This is a genomic window from Streptomonospora salina (genome assembly GCF_014204715.1).
In the GTDB taxonomy this organism is placed as follows: Bacteria; Actinomycetota; Actinomycetes; order Streptosporangiales; family Streptosporangiaceae; genus Streptomonospora; species Streptomonospora salina.
In genome coordinates this window covers 78290-98500 of record NZ_JACHLY010000002.1, presented here as the reverse complement: position 1 = coordinate 98500, position 20211 = coordinate 78290, and the positions used below count along the sequence as shown (strand labels likewise).

Below are 20211 nucleotides of genomic sequence, written 5' to 3'. Positions count from 1 at the left end.
CACCGCAAACGACGATCGCGGAAGACACGAGGGAACCCATGTACACCACCGTCCGCAATCCGAGCACCCTGCACGACCCCGCGCCGTTCGGCTACAGCCACATCGCCACGGGCCGCGGTGATGTGGTGGCCGTCGCCGGACAGTACGCCGCCGACGGCTCCGGACGCGTTCTCGACGCCGATTTCGACACCCAGGTCGACGTGGCGTTCGCGAGGCTCGAAACGGCGCTGCACGCCGTCGGCCTCGACTACAGCCACGTCATTCGCCTGGGCACCTACGTCGTGGACCACGACGAGAGCACGCTCATGGCGATCGGCCGGCATATCGCCCGGCGCTGGGAGACCCCGCCGCCCCAGACCCTCATCGGTGTGGCGAGCCTCGCCCTGCCGGGCATGCGATTCGAGGTGGACGCGCTCGCTGTGCGTGCGTGACGTTTCGGGGCTGGTGCGGCGGCACGACCGCCGCACCAGCCCCGAACGGTCGGCGGGCGATCGGGATCACCGTCGCCGCATTAGAAATCTACGTTGTAAAGGTCGCTCTTGTGGGCTATCCACACCAACACCCCGAACACAAGGGGAGCGGCTACGCCGCACCAATCCTGTAGCCGATCGCCCGGGGCAGCCGCTCCCACGAGCACAGAGACCTACGGGGCCGAGGGCCGGCGTTCAGCCGCCTGCTTCGGTGACGGCCTTGTCCAGGGTCTGGTTGGCCGCGTCGACCGCGGCCATCAGCGTGGCCGGCTCGGTGTCGAGGCCGGTGAGCACCTCGTCGACGTGGCGCAGGCCGGCGTTCTCGAGCAGACGCTTCTCGTTGGTGACCCAGGTGGCGCGGGCGGCCATGACCGCGTGGGCGGCCTGAGTCGCCGCGGTCGCGATCGTGCCGGCGGTGCCGGTGAGGTTGCCGCGTTCGGCGTAGGCGGCGCGGCCATAGGCGAGCTCGAACTTGGCTTGCGTCCACCAGCGCTCGGGGGCGTGGCGGCGCAGCTCCTCGGGGAATTCGGGACGCGGGAGCTCGCCTTGGAGGACCTCGTTGAGGGCGAGCTCGGCCACGACGAGGTAGGTGGGGATGCCGGCGCGGTGGAAGGGCAGGAGTTCGACGTCGAAGCGGCCCTTTCGGGCCTCGGCGATACGGAATTCGACGTCGTCGAGGTCGCGATAGTGGATGTCGACGTGGCGGCCGTCGATTTCCAGCCAGGCTCCGCCGTTGAAGACGCCGCCGCCCCAGCCGCCGATCTCGGAGATCTCGCCCGGCCAGTCGAGGGCGCGCAGATCGTCGGGGTCGAAGCGGTGGCGGTAGTAGACGGCGAAGTCCCAGTCGCTGTCGGAGGTGTTGGTGCCGGTGGCGCGGGATCCGCCCAGGGACACGGCGGTCACGCCGTTGAGCCCGGCCAGGGTCTGGGAGACGTGCTCACTGAATTCGGAGTCGTTGAGCCGCATGGGTGAAACGCTATCGCGGTGGGGCGTTCGTATGCTGGCGGGGTGCTTGAGGAGATTTCGGCGACGCGGTATGTGCTTCCGCTGCGCGAGGGCGGTTCACTGCCGGGGCTGGTCGAGGCCGACGACTGCGGGATGTATGTGGTCAAGTTCGTCGGGGCGGGGCAAGGGCGCAAGTCGCTGGTGGCCGAAGTGATCGCGGGTGAGTTGGGCCGTGCGCTGGGGTTGCCGGTGCCGGCGCTGAGGTTGGTGCGGGTGGACTCGGTGATCGGGCGCAGCGAGCCCGATACCGAGGTGCAGGAGCTGCTCAAAGCCAGCGACGGGTTGAATCTGGGGATGGATTTCCTGCCGGGCGCGTTGGGTCTGGACCCGCTGGTGTTCGACGTCGATCCGGTTTTCGCGGGGCGGGTGCTGTGGTTCGACGCGTTGATCGGGAATGTGGATCGGACGTGGCGGAATCCGAACATGCTGGTGTGGCACCGGAACCCGTACCTGATCGACCACGGCGCGTCGTTGATCTTCCACCACGACTGGGGGAGTGCGCGGAAGGCGGAGTCGCGGGCCTATGCCGCCTCCGACCACGTGATGGTACCGGTGGGACCGGATGTCGCCGCGGCGGATGCGGCGTTGGCGCCACTGGTCACCGAGGGGACGGTGCGCGGAGTCGTGGATTCGGTTCCCGACGATTGGTTGGCGGATGAGCCGGGGTTCGCTTCGGTGGGCGAGGTGCGTGAGGCCTATGCGGCGCATCTGCTGGCGCGGGTGGGCCGTCGCGTGTGGCTTCCGGAGGTGCGGTGATGAGCCGGGAGGAGTCGGGCGCGGCGGTGGCGCGCGAGGTGTTCGAGTATGCGCTGGTGCGGGTCGTGCCGCAGTTGGAGCGCGGGGAGCAGGTCAACGCGGGGGTGCTCGTGTACTGCCGTGCGCGGGGGTTCCTGGGTGCGCGGTGTGTGGTGGACGAGGCGCGGCTGCGGGTGCTGGATCCGGATGTGGACGTGTCGGGCGTGGGCCGGGCGCTGGAGGCGGTGGAGCTGGTGTGTCGGGGCGGTGCGGGTGCCGGCCCGGCGCGTGCGGAGGATGCGGGGCGGCGGTTCCGGTGGTTGACGGCGCCGCGGAGCACGATCGTGCAGCCGGGGGCGATCCATACGGGGCTGACGGCGGATCCGGCGGGTGAGTTGGAGCGGTTGGTGCAGCGGCTGGTGCTGTGAGCAGGTGGGGTGCCGGCGGTCCCGGGGTTCGGTGTTGTCGCAGGTGGGTGGTGGTTCGTGGGGAATCCGGATGCGGGCCTGCGCGCTGTTCGTTAGCGTAACTAAGGGAATCCGTGAGTGGGTTCACCCGCTCGGTTCGGTTCGGGGAGGGGGTGGCGGGGATGAGTGGGGGCGCATTCGGCGTTGGACGTCGGTGGTGGGGTGTGCCCGAGGCGCTGCACCGGTAGTTGTCGGATCGTCGGATGATATGTGGAGGGTCGTTTCGTGTCGCAGAGCCGGTTATCCGTGGGGCCCGCGTCGGCGGGGTGGCTGCGTCCGGGGTCGGGGCCCCTGCCGCGGCGGTCGTTCGCGCTGCTGGTCCTGGTGCTGGGGACGCTGACGGCGATCGGGCCGTTGGCGACGGATCTGTATCTGCCGTCGTTCCCCTCCATCGCCGACGACCTGCATGCGCAGCAGGCGCAGATCCAGTTGACGCTGACGGCGATGATGCTGGGGCTGTCGGTGGGGCAGCTGGTGATCGGTCCGCTCAGTGACGCGGTGGGGCGGCGGCGGCCGCTTCTGGTGGGTTTCGCGGTGTTCGCGGTGGCGTCGTTCGCGTGTGCGCTGGTGCCGTCGGCCTCGGCGCTGGCCGGGCTGCGGTTCGTGCAGGGGGTCGCGGGGGCCTCGGGTGCGGTGATCGCGCGGGCTGTGGTTCGTGACGTGTTCGAGGGCGATGAGGCGGCGCGGTTCTTTTCGCGGTTGATGCTGGTGACGGGGCTGGCTCCGATGCTGGCGCCGGTGCTGGGTGCGCAGTTGCTGCGGGTGGGTCCGTGGCAGACGAGTTTCGTCGCGCTGGGGTTGTTGGCCCTGGTGAGTTTGACGGTGGTGTTCCTGTGGCTGCCGGAGACGCTGCCGGAGTCGGTGCGGCGGCCGTTTCAGGTGGTGTCGTTGGCGCGCACGGTCGGGGGGCTGGTGTGTGATGTGCGGTTCGTGGGGCCGACGCTGACGCTGGGTTTGGCGTTCGCGATGCTGTTCACGTACGTGTCGTCGTTCTCGTTCGTGTCGCAGAGCCAGTTCGGTGCCTCGGAGCAGGCGTTTGCGCTGATGTTCGCGGTCAACACGGTGGGGTTGATGGCGGGGACGCAGGTGAACGCGTATTTGATCGGCCGGGTGGAGACGTCGCGGCGGTTGGCTGCGGGGTTGGTGTCGGCGTTGGCGGCTGTGGGCGTGTTGGGGGCGTTGGCGCTGGGCGGGGTGTCGGGCCCGGGTGCGCTGGTGGTGCTGACGTGCGTGTTCTTCTGGATGATGCTGAGTCTGGGGTTTGTGATGCCGAACGCGACGACGTTGGCGATTTCGTCGCAGGCGCCGGCGGTGGCGGGGACGGCTTCGGCGTTGATGGGGTCGTTGCAGTTCGCGCTGGGCGGCGGGTTGTCGTCGTTGGCCGGGTGGACGGCTTCGGGTGAGGCGAGTCTGACGAGTATGGCGGTGGTGATGGGCTCGGTGGGTACGGCGTCGGTGGCGGTGTTCGCGTTTTCGGCGTGGTGGCGGGCGCGATCGCCGGTGCGTGTGGGGCCCTGAGGTGGGATGAGTCGGTGGTTGGTGGCCTCGGTCGGTGATCGGCCGGGGCCGCTTCGTGTGTGTGGCGAAGGGTAACCGGTCGTGGTGGTGTGTGGGGGGTTTCCCGGGTTGCCGGGAGGTGAGGGTTGTGTGCACAGTAGGGCCACTCGCGTGAGGTGCGCACGGGGGTGGTGTCGCCGGGTCCCCTACCGGCTGTGAGGAGAGGTTTTTGATGGCGGGGTCGTCGGTCGGTGCAGTGGGGCAGTCGCGGCTTCGTGGTCTGGGCGATGTCGCCTATCACTGGGGTGATGGGGCGGCGCGGGACGAGGTGCTGCTGGGGCGCGACGGTGCGGCCGGCGGGTGGCGTGCGTTGACGTCGCGGGAGTTTTCGTCGCAGGTGGCCGGGGTCGCCAAGGGTTTGATCGGTGTCGGTGTGGGCGCGGGTGACCGTGTGGTGGTGGTTGCGCGTCCGGGGGTGGAGTGCGCCCTGGTGGTGTTGGCGGCCTGGGTGGTGCGGGCCGTGGTGGTGTGTGTGTCGCCGGCGGTGTCGGCGGAGCGGTTGACGTATGTGCTGCGTGACAGTGATCCGGCGGCGGTTGTGCTGGAGGACGGGCGGCATGCGTCGGTGGTGGGGGCGCTGGGGCGTCGGTTGACGGATCTTGTGCGGGTGTGGCGTCTGGATGAGGACGGTCTGGAGGGGATCGTCCGTCCGGGGGCGTATATGGATTCCACGGCGGTGCGGTTCCGTCGTGAGGAGCAGTCGCCGCAGGATGATGTGGCGGCGGTGGTGTATCCGGTGAGCACGGTGGTGCGCACGCGCGGTGTGGTGTTGACGCATGCGGCGGTGTTGGCGGCGGCTGAGGCGCTGGTGGAGCGGCTGACTCCGGAGCAGGAGGGGCGTCGGCGCGGTGATGAGGGGCCGGGTCGGGTGCTGATGGAGTTGGGTTTGTGGGAGCCGGGGGCGTTGGCGGGTCTGGTGGCGTGTGCGTTGGTGCGTGCGCCGGTGGGGTTTGTTTCGCGTGGTTCGTCGGGTTTGCGGCGCGAGGTGCGGGAGTTCGCGCCGCGGGTGCTGGTGTGCCGTCCGTGGTTGGTGGAGCGGGTGTTCGCGGCGGTGCGGGCGTCGGCTCCGCGTAACGGGTGGGATCAGGTCGACTCGTTCAAGGTGGCCGCGGATATGGCGGTGGAGTTCGATCGGGCGCAGCGCAAGGGTGCATGGCGGCGGGTGTCGCGGGCGATGTACGACTGGGTGTACGGCCGGGTGCGTGAGGCGCTGGGCGGGAATGTGCGGCTGGTGGTGTGTGCCGGCGGGGGGTTGTCGAAGGAGACGGACGGTTTCTTCAACGGTGCGGGGGTGCCGTTGGTGCAGGCGTGGGGTGTGCCGGAGTCGTGTGGTGTGGCGTCGGTGGCGGCGCCGGATCAGCGGCGTGCGGGGACGGCGGGTCGTGCGCTTGCGGGGGTGTCGGTGCAGCCTTCGGATGAGGAGTTGTGTGTGCGGGGGCCGATGCTGTTCTCGGGGTATTGGGGTGACGAGGCGGCGGGGCGTTCTGCGGTGTGGGAGGGGTGGTTGGCGTCGGGGGTCGCCGGCGGTCTGGATGATGCGGGGTTCGTGCGTGTGGGGGCGCGGGTGCGGCCGCAGTCGTCGCGGGAGCCGGACCGGGAGCGTGCGGTGGTGCGGGAGCAGCTGGCGGTTCCTGCGGTGGAGCCGGATTATTCGGCGGTGTGGGAGCAGCGGGCGTGTGCGCATCCGCTGGTGTCGCAGGCGGTACTGATTTGGCAGGGGCGGTCGTATTCGAGTGCGTTGGTGACGTTGGCGGCTGATCAGGCGGAGTATTGGCGGTTGGTGAACAATCGTCCGTTGACGATGACGCGGGCGGAGCTGGCGGCGGATCCGGATCTGGGTGCGGAGGTGCGGTCGGCGGTGGTGGCGGCCAATCAGGCGGTGCCCAACGAGTGGGCGGTGCGGGCCTTCCATGTGTTGGCCGAGGAGTTCACGGTGTCGGGCGGGTTGGTGCTGGCCGATGGGACGTTGCGGCGCGATGCGGTGGTGCGGGCGTTCGGTGAGGAGATCGAGGGGTTGTACCGCAGCCGGGAGGCGCCGCGGGAGTGAGCGGGGTCGCTTGCGGTGGCCGGGTGCGGGCGGTTCGGGTCCGGTCGGCGGGGCGGGGCTGCGGGGGGCGTGGTTTCTGCGGCGCGGTCGTGTGCCGTGGCTGCCGGTGTCGGCCGGGGCGGTTCGCTGCGTGGGGTCCGGTTATTGGTTGAGGTAGGCCAGGACGGCGCGGACGCGGCGGCTGTCGTCGGTGGAGGGCGGCAGGTCGAGTTTGGTGAAGATGCTGTTGATGTGCTTGCTGACCGCTTTTTCGGTGATGTAGAGGCGGGCGGCGATGGCGGAGTTGGAGCGGCCTTCGGCCATTTCGGCGAGGACTTCGCGTTCGCGTGTGGTGAGTTGGGCCAGGGGGCTGTCGTCGGTGTGTTTGGCCAGGAGTTGGGAGATGACGGCGGGGTCCATGGCGGTGCCGCCGGCGGCGACGCGGTCGATGGCGTCGATGAATTGGCCGATGTCGAAGACGCGGTCTTTGAGGAGGTAGCCCACGGCGCCGCGGTCGTCGGAGAGTAGTTCGCGGGCGTAGAGCTGTTCGACGTGCTGGGAGAGCACGAGGATGGGCAGGCCGGGAAGGCTTTGGCGGGCGCTGATGGCGGCTTGGAGGCCTTCGTCGGTGAAGGTTGGGGGGAGGCGCACGTCGACGACGGTGATGTCGGGGCGGTGGTGGGTGAGGGCTTTGTGCAGGTCGGGTCCGTTGTCGACGGCGGCGACGACGTCGCAGTCGTGGGCCTGCAGCAGCCGGATGAGTCCGTCGCGGAGCAGGGCGAGGTCTTCGGCGATGACGACGCGCACGGCGGGGTCCTTCGGGGTGGGGTCGGGTGTGTGGGCGTGATGCTACTGGGGCGGCGGGGTGTCAGCTCTGTTGGGCGGTGTCGGGTTCGGGGTCGGGGTCCAGGGCGCAGGGCAGTTCCATGGTGGCGACGGTGGGTCCGCCGGGTGGGCTGGTGGTGTGCATGTGGCCGTCGAAGGCGGCAAGGCGGCGGCGGATACCGGTGAGGCCGGTTCCGGCGTCGGGGTCGAGGCCGCCGGTGCCGTCGTCGCCGACGGCCAGGACCATGCGGTCGCGGCCGTGGTTGATGCGGACCCAGGCGCGGGTGGCGTCGGCGTGTTTGGCGGTGTTGGTGAGGAGTTCGGCGACGGCGAAGTAGGCGGCGGATTCGACGGGGCCGGGGGGTCGGCCGGGGAGGTCGATGTCGACGTCGACGGGGATGCGGTGGGTCAGGGCGAGGGCGCGCAGGGCGCCGTCGAGGCCGCGTTCGACGAGGACGGGCGGGTGGATGCCGCGGACGAGGTCGCGGAGTTCGGTGAGGGCGTGGCGGGTGGTTTCGCGGGCTTCGGCCAGTAGGCGGTGGGCGGTGTCGGGGTCGCTGGTGAGGGTTTCTTCGGCCAGGCCCAGGCTCATGCCGAGGGCGACGAGGCGGGCTTGGGCGCCGTCGTGGAGGTCGCGTTCGATGCGGCGGACTTCGGAGGCTTGGGCGTCGATGGTGTGGGCGCGGGAGGTGGCCAGGTGGGCGACGCGGGCGGTGAGGCGGTCGTGTTCGGTGGGGGCGAGGAGGCGGCGGTTGAGTCGGGTGTAGGTGTGCAGTGCGGCGGGGGTGGCGATGTAGGCGAGGGTGAGGAGGAGGGCGCCGGTGATGAGTGAGGGCCAGGCGTCGGCTTGGTCGGTGACGGGTTGGAGGGCGTAGACGGAGGGGGCGTAGCGCCAGGTGTAGGTGTGGGCGAGGGCGAGGAGGCCGTGGGCGAGGAGGACGGCGGGTAGGGCGGTGAGGATGAGGCCGGCGGTGCTGTTGGCGCTGAGCCAGATGTAGTCGCGGCGGGTGGCGGGGTCGGTGAGCAGGGTGGTGATCTGGGTGGTCAGGCGGGTGTCGGGCAGGGGGCGGTAGGGGGGTGGGGGGACGGGGCCGTCGGTGTGGAGGTGGGCGAGTATGCGGCGGTGGGTGTGGGCGTGGCCGTGCAGGAGGCGGGTGAGGGTGGCGAGGAGGGGCAGGCCGATCCAGACGGCCGAGAGGGCTGCGGCGATGAGGCTCAGGGCCAGGAGGAGGACCCCGGCTGCGGCGTGGGCGAGCAGCAGCAGGCACCACACCAGTTGGGTGGGGCGGGTGTGGTGCCGGTAGTGGGGGCGGGCCATGGCGGGTCCTCGGCGGGGTGGTCGGGTGCGGTCCTTTCCATTGTGGCGTCGGGTGGGGGGCGGGTCGGTGGTGCTGGGCTGTGGGGCGGGCGGGTGCGGGGGTCAGGGCCAGCGCATGTCGGTGGCGCAGGGCAGGGCGTGGACGCGGGTGGTGTCGCGGTTCCAGGACCCGCCCTCGCTCGCGGCGATGCGGGCGGTGGTCTTGTCGTGGAATCCGAGCGCTCGGGCGACCACTGGAGCCGGGGCTTGGAGCGCGAGCTGGCGCAGGGTGGAAGAGCGGGTCCCAGCCGTCCTCGATGAGGTGGGTGAGATAGGAGCGGCGCAGGGAGTGGAAGTCCAGGCCCTCGTCGAGCCCGAGTGCGTCGCGGTAGGCGGCGAAGCGGGTGTTGATCTGGGAGAACCCGATGCGGGGCGCGCGTTCGGAGGGCCAGGACCCGGTGAGTCGGCGCGGCCGAAGGCCGGGCGGACCTCTTCGGTCCACTGCTGGAGGACCTCGACGGTCCAGTCCAACCCGCCCACCCCGTCCCGGGGACCGACGGTCAGCGCGCTGCGGCGTTCGGGGGGCGCTCCCTTCATCACCTTTCCCCAGCGGACGTAGCAGACGCCGAAGTCTCCGAACTGGCGGGCGTGCGGGTTGCGCCCGAAGTCGGTCAGGTCGAGCATCCGGGCTTCGCGCCGGCGGAGCCCGTAGGCGTAGGCGGTCTCCTTGCGTTCGTCCGTGAGGGCTTCGCTGTAGGCGAGCCGAGAGTGGTCGTCAATGGCGGTGTGGATGAAGCTGTAGCCGACCACGGGACTGCCGCCCTTGCGGGCGACGGTTGTGGCCTGCCGATTTCCGATGGCTTGCTGGCGGGGCATGATCCGGTGGCCGCCGCCGTCGGGGAAATTGCCGAGCTTCTTGATGTCGACGTGGACGAGCTCGCCGGGGCGTTGGCGTTCGTGGCGGCGGATGATCTGGCCGGTGGGGCGGTCCATCCAGCTCAGTCGATTCAGGCCGTGGCGAGTCAGGATGCGGTGAACCGTCGAGGTGGGTACTCCCATGGGCGGGGCCGAGTTTTCGCTCTCGCCGTAGCGCGCAGACCTGTTCCTCGATTGCGGCGGGGGTACGGTGCGGGGTGGTCCGTGGTCGGCTCGTGCGGTCGTACAGTCCCGCGTCGTCCTCGGCTCGCCAGCGACGGACCCACTTGTGGGCGGTGGTGCGGGAGATGCCCATCTCGTGGGCGACGGGGCGGCCGGCCCGGACTCTGTCGATCAGGAGTCGCCTGCCGTGGACGGTCAGCCGGGCAGGTGGGTGGGAGACGAGGACCTCTGCTGTGGTGCGGGATCTGACGGGCTGTCTGGACTCGGATCGCTGCTGTTGGTTTCACTCCTGGGTTTTCGGTTGTGGCGGAGAACTGGGAGCGCAGCCATTGCCAGGGGCCGCCGATCCGGTGGTCGGCGGCCCCTGGCAATGGCTGCGCCTCTTCGAGGTCATGGCGCCGTAAAGCTCACGCTCGCTTGAAGGCAGCGCCCTCTCATCGCCACGCGCTGTGCGCCGTGGCGATGAGAGGGGGTGTGCTGACTGGCGCCGTCAGCTGTCCTGGCCGCCGACGGGGATGAAGTTGGCATACTCCTCGATGCGCTTGATCTGTCCGGCGTCGGTGAAGCCGAAGTGGACGGCGGCGTGGACCTCGCCGCGCATGCCGTTGGTGGTGGCGACGTGGACCACGTGCTGCTGGAGGACTTCGCCCGGCTGGGAGAGCTGACGCAGGATGTCGTATCGCATCGATTCGATGGATTCGATCTGCCCTTCCATTCCGGCGATGTTCTCTTCGATGGACTGCTCGCCCTTGCCGTCGTTGTGCCACACGGTGGCCGTCTCGGTGCACAGGGCTCGGGCGGTCTTCCAGTCGCGGTCTTCCAGTGCGCGGAGGTAGGTGACGGCCGTGTCCTTGAGGTCCTGGCTCATGCGATTCTTCCTTCGATGCGTTGTGCGTTGATGGGTTCTGGCAGCGGTGGGGCGTATCAGCTCTGACCGGTAGCGGCGTGGATCAGGGCGCTTTCGCCGACCTCGATGCGCATTGGCAGGTGGTTGCCGGGCGGCGAGAGCGGACAGACGAAGACGTCCGGGTTCAGGTGGTGGTGCGAGAGGGTGGCCTTGTTGAAGTCGAGCGTCAGGGTGCTGCCGGGCTCCAGGAGCGGCAGCACCAGCCAGCGGCCGATCGTGGGCGTCGAATCGCCGTTGGTCTCGTCGGTGAAGATGACCAGGCGCTGGCCAGGGAAGTCCTGGAGGACGGCCAGGACGTATTCGGTGTCGTTGATTGTCACGGCCAGGTCGACGGGGGCCAGGATGGCTTCGGTGCTGCGTGGGCTGGTCAGCCGCGGCACCTCGATGCGGCGCCCTTCGGGGGCTGCCCGGTACTGGCTTTCGAAGACCCAGGCGGGGTCGTAGGGGAAGGTGTCGATACCGGTGAGTCCGGTGTGCTCGAGTCGGTGTTGGTCCATGACGACCAGGCCGTAGGAGCCATCCACGCCACTGGCGAAGCCGACCCGGTTTCCGGGGAACTCCAGGGAACTGCCGGAGGGAACGGGGCTGGTTCCGTCGACCAGGCTGCCGGCTACCTGCACGCCGTCGGCGGTGTTGGCCGTCACGGTCAGGTCTCCTGCTTCGGTGGTGCGCCATTCGCCGGGGATACCGGGAAGGGTGTGAGGGCCCGGGTCTGTGATCTTGGCGTTGGCGGCGACCTTGGCCTTGCCGTTGGCTCCGGCGACCTCTTCCCACCGGCTCTGGCGCCAGGCTTCGTAGTCGGCGGGGATCTGCGGTGCGGTCATGATGCTCCCTTTCCTCTCCGCCGCGCTGTCGAGTCGCGGCGATGGCGCTGTGCAGGCGATGCTTGCGTGTGCGGCAAGCAATTGGGCGCTGGGGTCAGGCGCGGCGGACGGCCCAGACGGTGCGCTCGGTGCGTACGGCGAGATCCTCGCGGCGCAGAAGGCTGTGCGGGCTGTTGGTGTCCAGGAGCTCGTCGAGTGCGGCGAGGTCCTCGGGGCTGAGGGCGGGTGCGGCGACGCCGCGGATGCGCTGCAGGCTGCCGTAGGCGTAGCGGCCGATCGCTTCGCTGCGCGCACCGTCGATGTCGACGGTGATGGTGCGCTCGTCCTCGACGGTGAAGCCGGCGGCTGTCAGCATCGGGCCCCAGTCGGCGCCGCGGTGCGGAACGTGCTCGGCGTGAAAGCTGTCGGTCGCAGCATGGGCGCGTTCTTCGAGGCCGGACTGGCTCTCCGGGGCGTGGGCGGGCAGGAAGCGGGGGAATCCCGCGAGCTCGACGACGGCGAACAGGCCGCCGGGGGCGAGCAGCTCGCGGACGCTGCGCAGGGCGCGGGCGGGGGCGGCCATGTGGTGCATCGAGGCCGAGGCCCACACCAGATCCGGTGTGCCGAGGTCGGGCCAGTGTTCGGCGTCGAGGTCGGCCTGCACGGTCCGTACGCGCCCCTCGATACCGCGGGCGCGTGCCTTCTCGCGCAGGAGTTGGAGGTGCCCGGCCGAGGTGTCGACGGCGGTGACGTGTGCGTCGGGGAAGCGTTCGAAGAGTGCGAAGGTTCCCGCGCCGGTGCCACAGCCCAGGTCCACGATCCGGCGGGGCTCGCTTTGCAGGGGCAGCCAGGCGGTGATGGACGCTATGTGCTCGGCGAGCACCTCGGCGTCCAGATCGAGGATCTCCGCCTGGCCGCCATCGCTGTGCTCGTGGTGGCCGACGCGGTCGTGGCCGGGGTGGTGACCGCTGTCGCCGTGGTGGTGGGTGTGCTGATGTGTGTGGGTCATGGCTTCACCGTAAGTCCGCCATGCTCCTCCAGCACGATCGCTTGCGGAATGCGCAAGAAGGTGGGTTGGCGTGCTGCCCGCAACGCAATATCGCCCGCCGCGCCGAGGGGCTCTGGCGGGGCTGCGGCCCGTGACCCGCGGGGGCCCGGGCGCCTGCTCAGCCGGCTTCGGAGTCGTCGGCGCCGGCGTCCTTCTGGTGGCCGCGGCGGGCGTCGCGGTCGAAGATGCCCATGATCTCGCACGGTCCGCCCTCAGCGCCGATGGCGTGCGGCATCATGGTGGGGAACTCGGCGGCCTGGTTGGTCTCGATACGAAAGCGCTGGTGACCGAGCATGAGGATGGCGGTACCGGACAACACGACGAGCCATTCGCGGCCGGGGTGGGCGCGCATACGGGCCGGGTTGTCGGGCGGCGGGTCGGTCATCCGCTGACGCACCACACTCATACCGGGGTCGCCCTTGACGGGCCAGCGCATCAGACCGTGCGTGCCGTCGATCATCGGGCTGATGACGACGTCGTCGGCGGCGTTCTCCACGAGCTGGTCCAAGGTGGTGTCGAGGGCGCGGGCGAGGGTGACGAGCTGATCCAGGGCGAGGCGGCGCTGGCCGTTCTCGACACGGCTCAGTGAGGACTGGCTGAGGTGGGCCCGGGTGGCCAGCTCCTCCAGCGACCAGCCCTGTGCGACACGCAGCGCGCGGATCCGTTTGCGTACGAGGCTGTCCAACTGCCCATCTTCTTGCGTCATAGGCAACATGGTATGCTCTGGATGCAAAGTGCGCTTAACGTCGAATACAGGTGGTCCGGCACAGGGGACCAGGTACGACGAAAGGGCGCGAGATGTCTGCGCAGATTTCCCACCACGAGAGCGATGCACTGCCCAACGGGACCGTGGATGTCGTGGTGATCGGCGGCGGCGCAGCGGGCCTGAACAGCGCGCTGATGCTGGCCCGCTCGCGCCGCTCGGTCGTCGTCGTCGACAGCAGTACCCCGCGCAACGCCCCCGCCGCCGCCATGCACGGCTTCATCGTCCTGGACGGCACCCCGCCGTCCGAGATCCTCAAGCGCGGACGCGAACAGGTGCGCCAGTACGGCGGCCGGATCGTCTTCGGGGAAGTGGCCACGGCCGAACCCGCCGCCCCCTCAGCGGACGGTGATCTGCGGTTCACGGTCACCCTGGCCGACGGCCGCACAGTGACGGCGCGCCGGGTGCTGGTGGCCACCGGCCTGCGAGACGTGCTGCCCGAGGTGCCCGGCCTGGCCGAGCACTGGGGACGCAGCGTGGTGCACTGCCCCTACTGCCACGGCTATGAAGTGCGCGACGAGCCCATCGGCATCCTCGCCACCGGCCCCGCCTCCGTCCATCACGCCTGGCTTTTCCGCCAGCTGACGGATGACCTCGTCTACTTCACCCGCGGCACCGATCTGGACTCCGAGACCCGCGCCCGCTTCGCCGCCCGCAACATCCGCATCGTCGAGACCGACGTCAAGGAAGTCGTCAACGACGACGGCACCCTGGTCGGCGTCCGGCTGACCGACGGCACACTCGTGGGGCGGCGGATTCTGGCCGTGGCCACACAGATGCAGGCCCGCACCGAGGGCCTGGAGGGTCTGAAGGTGCCGGTGGAGAACCTGCCCGACGGCATGGGTCGCCGCTTCGCCTCCGCCACGGCCGGCACCACCGAGGTCCCGGGTGTGTGGGTGGTCGGAAACGCCACCGACCTTACTGCTCAGGTCGGCGCCTCCGCTGCGGCCGGAGCCCTGGCCGGCTCCCACATCAACGCCCTGCTGGCCACGGCGGATACCGACGCCGCGCTCGCCGCCGCACAGAAGACCACCGGCTGACACGTAAGCCCCGCTGCTGAACAACCGCGCGGACTGGTATCCAGCGGTCCGCGCGGTGAGCAAGTCCCCTATCTCACCAACCTGGCGACCGGTCCTGTCCCGGCGCTGATTCCGCATGCCCTTTGGGAAGGAAACCATGAGTATCAACCAGCCTCCTCAGACGGCGGCCGCTCCGGTCAGCGACGAGAGTGCGCCGGATGCGCGTCAGCTGCGTGCGATCCTGATCACCGTCTCGATCGCACTGATGGCCGTCATCGCCTCGGTGTCCGGGCTGAACGTCGCCCAGACCCATATGGCAGTCGAGTTCGGCGTCTCGCAGAACACCGTCCTGTGGATCATCAACATCTACACCCTCGCCCTGGCCGCGCTGCTGCTGCCGCTCGGAGCGATCGGTGACCGGCTCGGCCGCAAGCCCATGCTGATCACCGGGCTGGTCATATTCGGCGCCGCCGGCGTCGTCGCAGGATTCGCTCCGTCGGCCGCGGTGATGATCGCCGCTCGTATGGCCGCCGGTATCAGTGCCGCGATGATCATGCCGATCACCCTGGCCGTCATCACCTCCACCTTCCCCGAGGAGGAGCGCGGCAAGGCGATCGGTGTGTGGTCCGGTGTCGCCGGCGGCGGCGGCATCCTGGGGATGTTCCTCTCCGCCCTGCTGGTCGACGTCGCCGACTGGCGCTGGCTGTTCGTGCTGCCCGTGGTCCTGGTCATCGTCGCGCTGGCGATGACACTGAAGTCGGTGCCCAACTCCCGCGAACGCTCCACCCGTTCCTTCGACACCATCGGCGCGATGGTCTCCACCCTCGCCGTGATCGGTCTCATCTTCGTCCTGCAGGAAGGACCCGAGCGCGGATGGACCGCCCCCATCACCCTGCTCAGCCTGGCCGTCGGCGTCGTCGCCGCCATCGCCTTCGTGGCCTGGGAACTCCACCGCCGCGACGCCTCGCTGCTTGACATGCGCCTGTTCCGCGAGCGCGGCCTGGCCTCCGGCTCCATCACCCTGCTCGTCGTCTTCGGCGTCCAGGCCGGCATCGCCGTGGTCCTCTTCCCATTCTTCCAGGCCGTGCTCGGCTGGTCGGGGCTGCTGTCCACCGTGGCGATGATGCCGATGGCCGTCATGATGATGATGGCCTCCGGTCTGGCACCGAAAGTGGCCGCCAAGATCGGCGCCCGCTCCACCATGACCGTGGGCATCGCCGCGGCCACGCTCGGCTTGGCGCTGATGGCTCTGTTCGCGTCCGTCGAAGGCGGCTACCTGTCCATCCTGGCCGGCATGCTCGCCATGGGCATCGGCATGGGTCTGTCGATGACACCCTCCACCGAGGCCATCACCAGCTCACTGCCCCGCTCCAAGCAAGGCGTCGCCTCCGCGCTCAACGACGTCACCCGCGAGTTCGGCACTGCCCTGGGTGTCGCGATGCTCGGCGCGCTCCTGGCCAGCGGCTACCGCAGCGCCATCGACGCCAAGCTCGACGGCATCCCCACAGGCGCCGCCGACACTGCCCGTGAAGGCATCGCCAACGCCATCGAGGTCGCGCCCACCACCGGCAGCCACGCCCAGGACCTGATCCACGCCGCACAGCAGTCCTTCGTCGACGGCTGGCAGCAATCTATGTGGATCGGCGCCGCCGTGATGGGTGTCCTACTCGTCTACGTCGCCGTGCGCGGCCCGAAGAACACCACCCCCGTAGAAACCGACGAGGAGACAGACCCGGAGGCCGGAGCGGCGGAGAGCGTCGCCGCCTGCTGACCTCACAGGAACTCCGTGCGGACGGAGCACGACGCCGCCCGCACGGCAGACGGCTGTCGGGCGCACCGCGAACTCGTGGTGCGCCCGACAGCCGCACCACGCATTGAGCACTACCCGATATCCGAATCACCTGCAGGAGTAGCACTCCTGAGCACCGTCGAGCTGACCGCAGACAACTTCAACGAGGTCATCTCAGCGAACGACTTCGTGATCATCGGCTCTGGGCCGAATGGTGCCGCCCATGACACAGGTTCGGCCCCGTCTTCGAACAGGTCTCGGACAAGCACGAGGACGCGGTGGCCGGAGCCGGAGCGGCGGTGGGCATCGGCGCCGCGGCACTGTACATCCCGGTCTTCGTCCAGGGTGTGGTCTCGCCTGCGACGATGGCCATGGCCGTGTGGCGTGCGTGGCCCTGGCGGTGTGGCGGACACCCGCATGGGCGGTCGTCCTGGCGGCCAGCGCGATCGGATTCCTCTTGCTGCGACGGGGCCCCAGGGCACGCATGCCCTGCTCGGTAGCCTTGTGGATCCTTCGGTCACTCCGGGGCCCGTCTACCCATTGACCATGCCATGGCCACACTCCGGCGTGATTGGCGGTCCGCCCTTGGGGGCGACGTTGATGACCGGCAGGAGCGTTGCCGAAGCGGGAGCGCTGATCTGGCGGGGAGTAGGTCCTGCTGGTGTTGGAACGTCTGCGAGTCGGGTGAGTAGTTTGTCGAGCGCGGTCTGTCCTTCTTCCGCTGCCGCGCGTTCATCATCGCTCAGCGGTATGGACGCCAGCATGCGCTGGAGGTTCTCCTTCGCTTCCAGGAATTGCCCCTTCGACGAGTCCTTCGGGGTGTAGAAGAGGAGGCCTACAGCACCCGAGAAGGGCAGGGCTAATCACGTCTCCGGCGAAGCGGGGGAACCTCCTCGCCCCCGGATCGGTGGTGCTGGGCTGTGGGTCGGGCGGGTGCGGGGGTCAGGGCCAGCGCATGTCGGTGGCGTAGGGCAGGGCGTGGACGCGGGTGGTGTCGCGGGCGTCGAGGGCGTCGCGCAGTTGGGTCCAGGCTTGGCGGGGGGTGTTGTCGGTGCGGTGGCAGCCGCCGCGTTGGGTGCAGGCGGTGTGTTGGGAGAGGGCGCCGGCGGCGCGTAGGGGCTGGTTGCGGTGGTGGGCGCCCCAGTCGCTGATGGCGGCCCATTGGCGGGCTTGGATGCCGTCGGTGCGGTAGATCTGGGGGAGGGCGTGGACGGTGGGGGCGGCGCCGGTGGCGAGGTAGTGGATGTCGGCGACGGTCCAGCCGTTGTTGCAGGTGGTGGAGTCCTGTTCGGGGGTGGGGCAGCCGCCGGCGGAGTTGGCGGCGTAGATGCGGCGGTCGGTGGTGGCGGTGTAGGCGTCGATCCAGGCGCGGGCCCAGGCGGGTGAGGACCAGGAGGGTTCGGCGTCGAGGGCTGCGGTCACGGTGACGGCGGGGGTGATGGCGCGTCGGGCTGCGGTGTCGGTGATGCGGGCCCAGTCGGCGCCGGCGGTGGCGGGGTCGGTGCCGCCGTCGTTTTTGTTGTTGACGCCGAGGGCGAGGTGGGCGGTGGCGCCGGTGGTGTTGCAGGTGGCGAAGCCGGTGGTGTAGGCGGCGGCGATGTCGGCGGCGGCGGTGGTGGGGATGCGGGGGGTGGTGGTGTCGGCGGTGGTGCCGGGGTGGCGGAGCCGGTCGGGGTGTTCTTGGGTGCCGAGGAAGAGGATGCGCAGGCCGTGGTGGCCGGCGGTGGCGTCGGCGCATCCGGCGTCGTGGGCGCGGAGGGTGTCGGCGGGGGTGCCGTCGGCGGTGATGTAGCGGCTGGTGGTGTGGCCGGGGTAGGCGGGTGCGGCGGCGGCCGGTGGCGGGGTCAGGGCCAGGGCGGTGGCGGTGGCGGTGAGGGTGCAGATGAGGCGGGTGGCGGGTGCGGGCACGGGGTCTCCTGGCGGGTCGGTGGTTGTGGGACCCATTGAGCCGTGCTGTGGGGTGTGGGGCACGCACCGTGGCGGGCGTGTCTGTGCGCGGGTGGTGGGGGCGGGGCATGACTGCGGCGCCCGTGGGCGGTGCCCGGGGCGCTGGGGTGGGGTGTGGTGCGGGCCGGTGCGGCGGTCGCCTCTCGGCGCGTGGCGCAACGCGGTTCCGTGGCCGCCTCCGGTGCCGGAGCGCCGGGTGGGCGCGGTATTCCGCGAAGGCGTTGAGTGGAGCCCGGGGGACACTTGCTACCGCACCGGTCCGCAGTGGGTGCAACGGGTGGGGTGGGGGCGGTATTCCCGGTGGGCGGATGTGGAGGTGGATTCGGGGGGCGCGCGGGCTCCGGTTTCCCGTGTAATGCCGCAACCTGTGATGATTCTGTGTGTGTGGCGTGAACTGATCGTGGAGCTGTACCCGCGGGCGGCGTTGGCCGAGCCGGCGGAGGAGTCGGCCGTGGCCCTGATCGAGAAGGAGTTGGGGTTGCCGGTGCCGTTCGAGTTGGCGTCGTTCTTCGGTGCCTGCGACGGGGTGTGCAACGAGTACGGCGATGCGGTGGTGTGGCCGGCGCGGCGGGTGGTGGAGGACAACCTGGCGATGCGGGCCGAGCCGGATTATGTGGAGCTGTATGCGCCGTTCGAGGAGTTGATCTTTTTCGGCGACAGCGACATGGGGCCGCAGTTCGCTTGGGTGCATACCGATTACGGTCCGGGGATCGTGGTGTGGGATCACGAGACGGATCGGCGTCGGTTGGTGGCGGTGTCGCTGCGGGATTATCTGGTGCGGTGCCTGGGTGGGGGCGGGGGGTGGTGGCGCTGAGCTGGACTGTCGGGGCGGTGTGCCGGTGAGGTCGGCCTGACCTGGGGGTTTGTGCTATTTTGCGTGGCGTTGCCCCGGGTGTGCGGGGTGTGTCCGCCCCTGCTGAGGAATGAGCGAGTCCAGCGATGTCTGAGTCATCGGCTACGCAGTTCGACGGTGCCGAGGTGCGGGTGTACCTGCAGGGTGTGGCGGTGGAGGGGTTTCCCCGTTTGGCGCCGGAGGCGCGGCGGGGCCGGGTGCGCGACATCGTGGAGGTGGGTGCCGAGGTGCTGCACCGGCCGTGCCGGCGGGTGGGGGAGAGCCGGTGGGGCGGGGCGTGGTTGGCGTCGTTGATCGATGACATGTTCGTGACGATGTATGCGGCCGAGGGTGTGGGGTTGGCGGCCAACCAGGTCGGGGTGGATGCGGCGGTGTTCGTCTACGACTGCTTCGACGATGACGGGGTGCGGCATGTGGGGCATGTGTGCAACCCGGTGTTGGAGGGGTGCGGCGGGTCGTCGGTGGTGGAGGACGAGGGGTGCCTGTCGGTGCCGGGTCCGCATGCGGAGCTGGCGCGGTCGGAGTATGCGTCGGTGCGTGGGTGCGATCGGGACGGCTACGGGGTGGAGGTCGCCGGCAGCGGCTATTTCGCGCGGTGTCTGCAGCACGAGACCGATCACACGCTGGGGCGGGTCTATATCGACCGGTTGGCCAGGCGTAGGCGGCGCAAGGTGGTGCGGCGCATGGAGCGTATGCGGGGTGAGGTGGTGCAGCGCCGCCGCGACAACGCCCGGTGGCTGGTCGCAGAGGACGGCTGAGGGGCCGGTCAGGTCGGGCGCAGGGGCTCGTCGGTGAGCAGGTGGCGGGTGAAGCCGCGTTCGCTCAGGCGGTGGGCGGCGTTCCAGACGGGTTCGGGGATGTCGACGGGGGCGCTCCAGCGCCGGCGGGCGTAGACGGCCAGGCGCTGCAGGTCGCCGACGAGGAAGTCGATGAGTTCGGCGGCGGTGTGGTCGGGGGTGGGGTAGTCGCGGTAGCCGCCGGGGAAGCGGCTGAAGGTCCATTCGACGCCGGGCCAGTGGCGGGCTGCGGTGGCGAGGGCGCGTTGGGCCATGTAGGGCTTGGCGGTGAGCACGGCGCGGTGGACGGTGCGCCCGGTGGCGGCCAGGAGTGCGCGGGAGTGGCGCAGGTTCTCGCCGGTGTTGGTGGCGCGGGTTTCCAGGAGGACGGCGTCGTCGGGCAGGGGCGCGGTTTCTCGGGCGGCGCGGGCGAAGGTGGCGGCTTCGCCGGCGGGCCAGCGGGGTGTTCGGGTGTCGCCGGCGGTGCGGCGGCCGCGGTCGCCGCTGAAGCATACGAGGGGGGCGGTGCCGCGGTGCCATAGGTGGGCGGCGTGGGCGGCGACGCGCAGGTCGTGGCTGCCGAGGACGAGGACGAGGTCGTTTCCGGGGGCGGGGTGGGCGGCCGGGCGGGTGTGGAAGTCCCACAGGGTTTGGGCGTGGGTGTGGGTGGTGCTGTCGACCTGTCTCACGGCGTTCACTGTAGCGAGTGGGGCCGGTGCGGGGCGGTGGGGGGCCGGTTGGGGGCGGGTGGTGCGGCGGCGGGGCGTGTTCGGGGGCCAATCCGATGGGGTTGGCCCTTTTCGTGGTCGGGGTGCGGGCGGGGCGG

18 protein-coding genes and 1 pseudogene are annotated in these 20211 nt (G+C 70.1%); 9 read left to right on the top strand and 10 right to left on the bottom strand.

The window, feature by feature from the left end; translation table 11 throughout:
- Window positions 1-38: 38 nt before the first annotated feature.
- Window positions 39-431, top strand: a complete 393-nt coding sequence (locus HNR25_RS23405) for a RidA family protein (RefSeq protein ID WP_184639928.1) — start codon at window positions 39-41, stop codon at window positions 429-431.
- A gap of 234 nt (window positions 432-665) precedes the next feature.
- Here the strand turns inward: HNR25_RS23405 and HNR25_RS23400 are convergent, their stop codons facing one another.
- Complete coding sequence (locus HNR25_RS23400; RefSeq protein WP_184639926.1) at window positions 666-1436, bottom strand: nucleotidyltransferase domain-containing protein; 771 nt, start codon at window positions 1434-1436, stop codon at window positions 666-668.
- Window positions 1437-1478: 42 nt separating this feature from the next.
- Between HNR25_RS23400 and HNR25_RS23395 the strand changes: the two genes are divergently transcribed.
- From HNR25_RS23395 to HNR25_RS23380, 4 genes are all read left to right on the top strand, one after another.
- A complete protein-coding gene (locus tag HNR25_RS23395; RefSeq protein ID WP_184639924.1) occupies window positions 1479-2231 on the top strand; it encodes a HipA family kinase in 753 nt (250 codons plus the stop codon).
- Window positions 2231-2638: a DUF3037 domain-containing protein gene (locus HNR25_RS23390; protein WP_184639922.1), complete on the top strand. Its 408-nt coding sequence runs from the start codon at window positions 2231-2233 to the stop codon at window positions 2636-2638. Before HNR25_RS23395 ends, HNR25_RS23390 begins: the two co-directional genes overlap by 1 nt.
- Window positions 2639-2902: 264 nt before the next feature.
- Window positions 2903-4195, top strand: coding sequence for a multidrug effflux MFS transporter (locus HNR25_RS23385; RefSeq protein WP_376767559.1), 1293 nt, complete (start codon window positions 2903-2905; stop codon window positions 4193-4195).
- A gap of 211 nt (window positions 4196-4406) precedes the next feature.
- Window positions 4407-6281, top strand: coding sequence for an AMP-binding protein (locus tag HNR25_RS23380; protein ID WP_184639920.1), 1875 nt, complete (start codon window positions 4407-4409; stop codon window positions 6279-6281).
- Between the two features lie 141 nt (window positions 6282-6422).
- Here the strand turns inward: HNR25_RS23380 and HNR25_RS23375 are convergent, their stop codons facing one another.
- The 7 genes and pseudogenes from HNR25_RS23375 to HNR25_RS23345 form a co-directional block, all read right to left on the bottom strand.
- Window positions 6423-7067: a response regulator gene (locus HNR25_RS23375; RefSeq protein ID WP_184639918.1), complete on the bottom strand. Its 645-nt coding sequence runs from the start codon at window positions 7065-7067 to the stop codon at window positions 6423-6425.
- A 61-nt stretch (window positions 7068-7128) separates the two neighbouring features.
- Window positions 7129-8403: a sensor histidine kinase gene (locus tag HNR25_RS23370; RefSeq protein ID WP_184639916.1), complete on the bottom strand. Its 1275-nt coding sequence runs from the start codon at window positions 8401-8403 to the stop codon at window positions 7129-7131.
- 678 nt (window positions 8404-9081) lie between these two features.
- Window positions 9082-9679, bottom strand: a pseudogene (locus HNR25_RS23365) (leucine zipper domain-containing protein); the annotation flags it as partial.
- 291 nt (window positions 9680-9970) lie between these two features.
- Entirely contained in the window at window positions 9971-10348 is a 378-nt protein-coding gene (locus HNR25_RS23360) for a nuclear transport factor 2 family protein (RefSeq protein WP_184639914.1), read from the bottom strand.
- A gap of 56 nt (window positions 10349-10404) precedes the next feature.
- On the bottom strand, window positions 10405-11211 hold the full coding sequence (locus HNR25_RS23355; RefSeq protein WP_184639913.1) for a DUF1684 domain-containing protein: 807 nt from the start codon (window positions 11209-11211) through the stop codon (window positions 10405-10407).
- Window positions 11212-11305: 94 nt separating this feature from the next.
- Window positions 11306-12199, bottom strand: coding sequence for a methyltransferase domain-containing protein (locus HNR25_RS23350; protein ID WP_184639911.1), 894 nt, complete (start codon window positions 12197-12199; stop codon window positions 11306-11308).
- Window positions 12200-12356: 157 nt separating this feature from the next.
- Window positions 12357-12944, bottom strand: a complete 588-nt coding sequence (locus HNR25_RS23345) for an XRE family transcriptional regulator (protein ID WP_184639909.1) — start codon at window positions 12942-12944, stop codon at window positions 12357-12359.
- 92 nt (window positions 12945-13036) lie between these two features.
- Here HNR25_RS23345 and HNR25_RS23340 point away from each other — a divergent pair, with 92 nt between their 5' ends.
- Window positions 13037-14041: an NAD(P)/FAD-dependent oxidoreductase gene (locus HNR25_RS23340; protein WP_184639906.1), complete on the top strand. Its 1005-nt coding sequence runs from the start codon at window positions 13037-13039 to the stop codon at window positions 14039-14041.
- 136 nt (window positions 14042-14177) lie between these two features.
- A complete protein-coding gene (locus HNR25_RS23335) occupies window positions 14178-15791 on the top strand; it encodes an MFS transporter (protein ID WP_184639904.1) in 1614 nt (537 codons plus the stop codon).
- 960 nt (window positions 15792-16751) lie between these two features.
- Here the strand turns inward: HNR25_RS23335 and HNR25_RS23330 are convergent.
- The gene (locus HNR25_RS23330) at window positions 16752-17717 is read right to left on the bottom strand and encodes a hypothetical protein (protein WP_312862754.1); all 966 of its coding nucleotides are present in this window, start codon (window positions 17715-17717) and stop codon (window positions 16752-16754) included.
- A gap of 409 nt (window positions 17718-18126) precedes the next feature.
- On the opposite strand from HNR25_RS23330, the gene HNR25_RS23325 reads away from it, so the two are divergent.
- The gene (locus HNR25_RS23325; RefSeq protein WP_184640547.1) at window positions 18127-18570 is read left to right on the top strand and encodes an SMI1/KNR4 family protein; all 444 of its coding nucleotides are present in this window, start codon (window positions 18127-18129) and stop codon (window positions 18568-18570) included.
- 125 nt (window positions 18571-18695) lie between these two features.
- A complete protein-coding gene (gene def, locus HNR25_RS23320; RefSeq protein ID WP_184639900.1) occupies window positions 18696-19367 on the top strand; it encodes a peptide deformylase in 672 nt (223 codons plus the stop codon).
- A gap of 8 nt (window positions 19368-19375) precedes the next feature.
- Here the strand turns inward: def and HNR25_RS23315 are convergent, their stop codons facing one another.
- A complete protein-coding gene (locus tag HNR25_RS23315) occupies window positions 19376-20074 on the bottom strand; it encodes a YdcF family protein (RefSeq protein WP_312862753.1) in 699 nt (232 codons plus the stop codon).
- Window positions 20075-20211 lie beyond the last annotated feature (137 nt).

Bases quoted from the DNA above. Each gene is read 5' to 3' on its own strand.
- HNR25_RS23335 (WP_184639904.1), top strand. From the start codon at position 14,178: ATGAGTATCAACCAGCCTCCTCAGACGGCGGCCGCTCCGGTCAGCGAC.
- HNR25_RS23405 (WP_184639928.1), top strand. From the start codon at position 39: ATGTACACCACCGTCCGCAATCCGAGCACCCTGCACGACCCCGCGCCG.
- HNR25_RS23355 (WP_184639913.1), bottom strand. From the start codon at position 11,211: ATGACCGCACCGCAGATCCCCGCCGACTACGAAGCCTGGCGCCAGAGC.
- HNR25_RS23345 (WP_184639909.1), bottom strand. From the start codon at position 12,944: ATGACGCAAGAAGATGGGCAGTTGGACAGCCTCGTACGCAAACGGATC.
- HNR25_RS23370 (WP_184639916.1), bottom strand. From the start codon at position 8,403: ATGGCCCGCCCCCACTACCGGCACCACACCCGCCCCACCCAACTGGTG.
- HNR25_RS23360 (WP_184639914.1), bottom strand. From the start codon at position 10,348: ATGAGCCAGGACCTCAAGGACACGGCCGTCACCTACCTCCGCGCACTG.
- HNR25_RS23340 (WP_184639906.1), top strand. From the start codon at position 13,037: ATGTCTGCGCAGATTTCCCACCACGAGAGCGATGCACTGCCCAACGGG.
- HNR25_RS23325 (WP_184640547.1), top strand. From the start codon at position 18,127: ATGATTCTGTGTGTGTGGCGTGAACTGATCGTGGAGCTGTACCCGCGG.
- HNR25_RS23350 (WP_184639911.1), bottom strand. From the start codon at position 12,199: ATGACCCACACACATCAGCACACCCACCACCACGGCGACAGCGGTCAC.
- HNR25_RS23390 (WP_184639922.1), top strand. From the start codon at position 2,231: ATGAGCCGGGAGGAGTCGGGCGCGGCGGTGGCGCGCGAGGTGTTCGAG.
- def (WP_184639900.1), top strand. From the start codon at position 18,696: ATGTCTGAGTCATCGGCTACGCAGTTCGACGGTGCCGAGGTGCGGGTG.
- HNR25_RS23380 (WP_184639920.1), top strand. From the start codon at position 4,407: ATGGCGGGGTCGTCGGTCGGTGCAGTGGGGCAGTCGCGGCTTCGTGGT.
- HNR25_RS23400 (WP_184639926.1), bottom strand. From the start codon at position 1,436: ATGCGGCTCAACGACTCCGAATTCAGTGAGCACGTCTCCCAGACCCTG.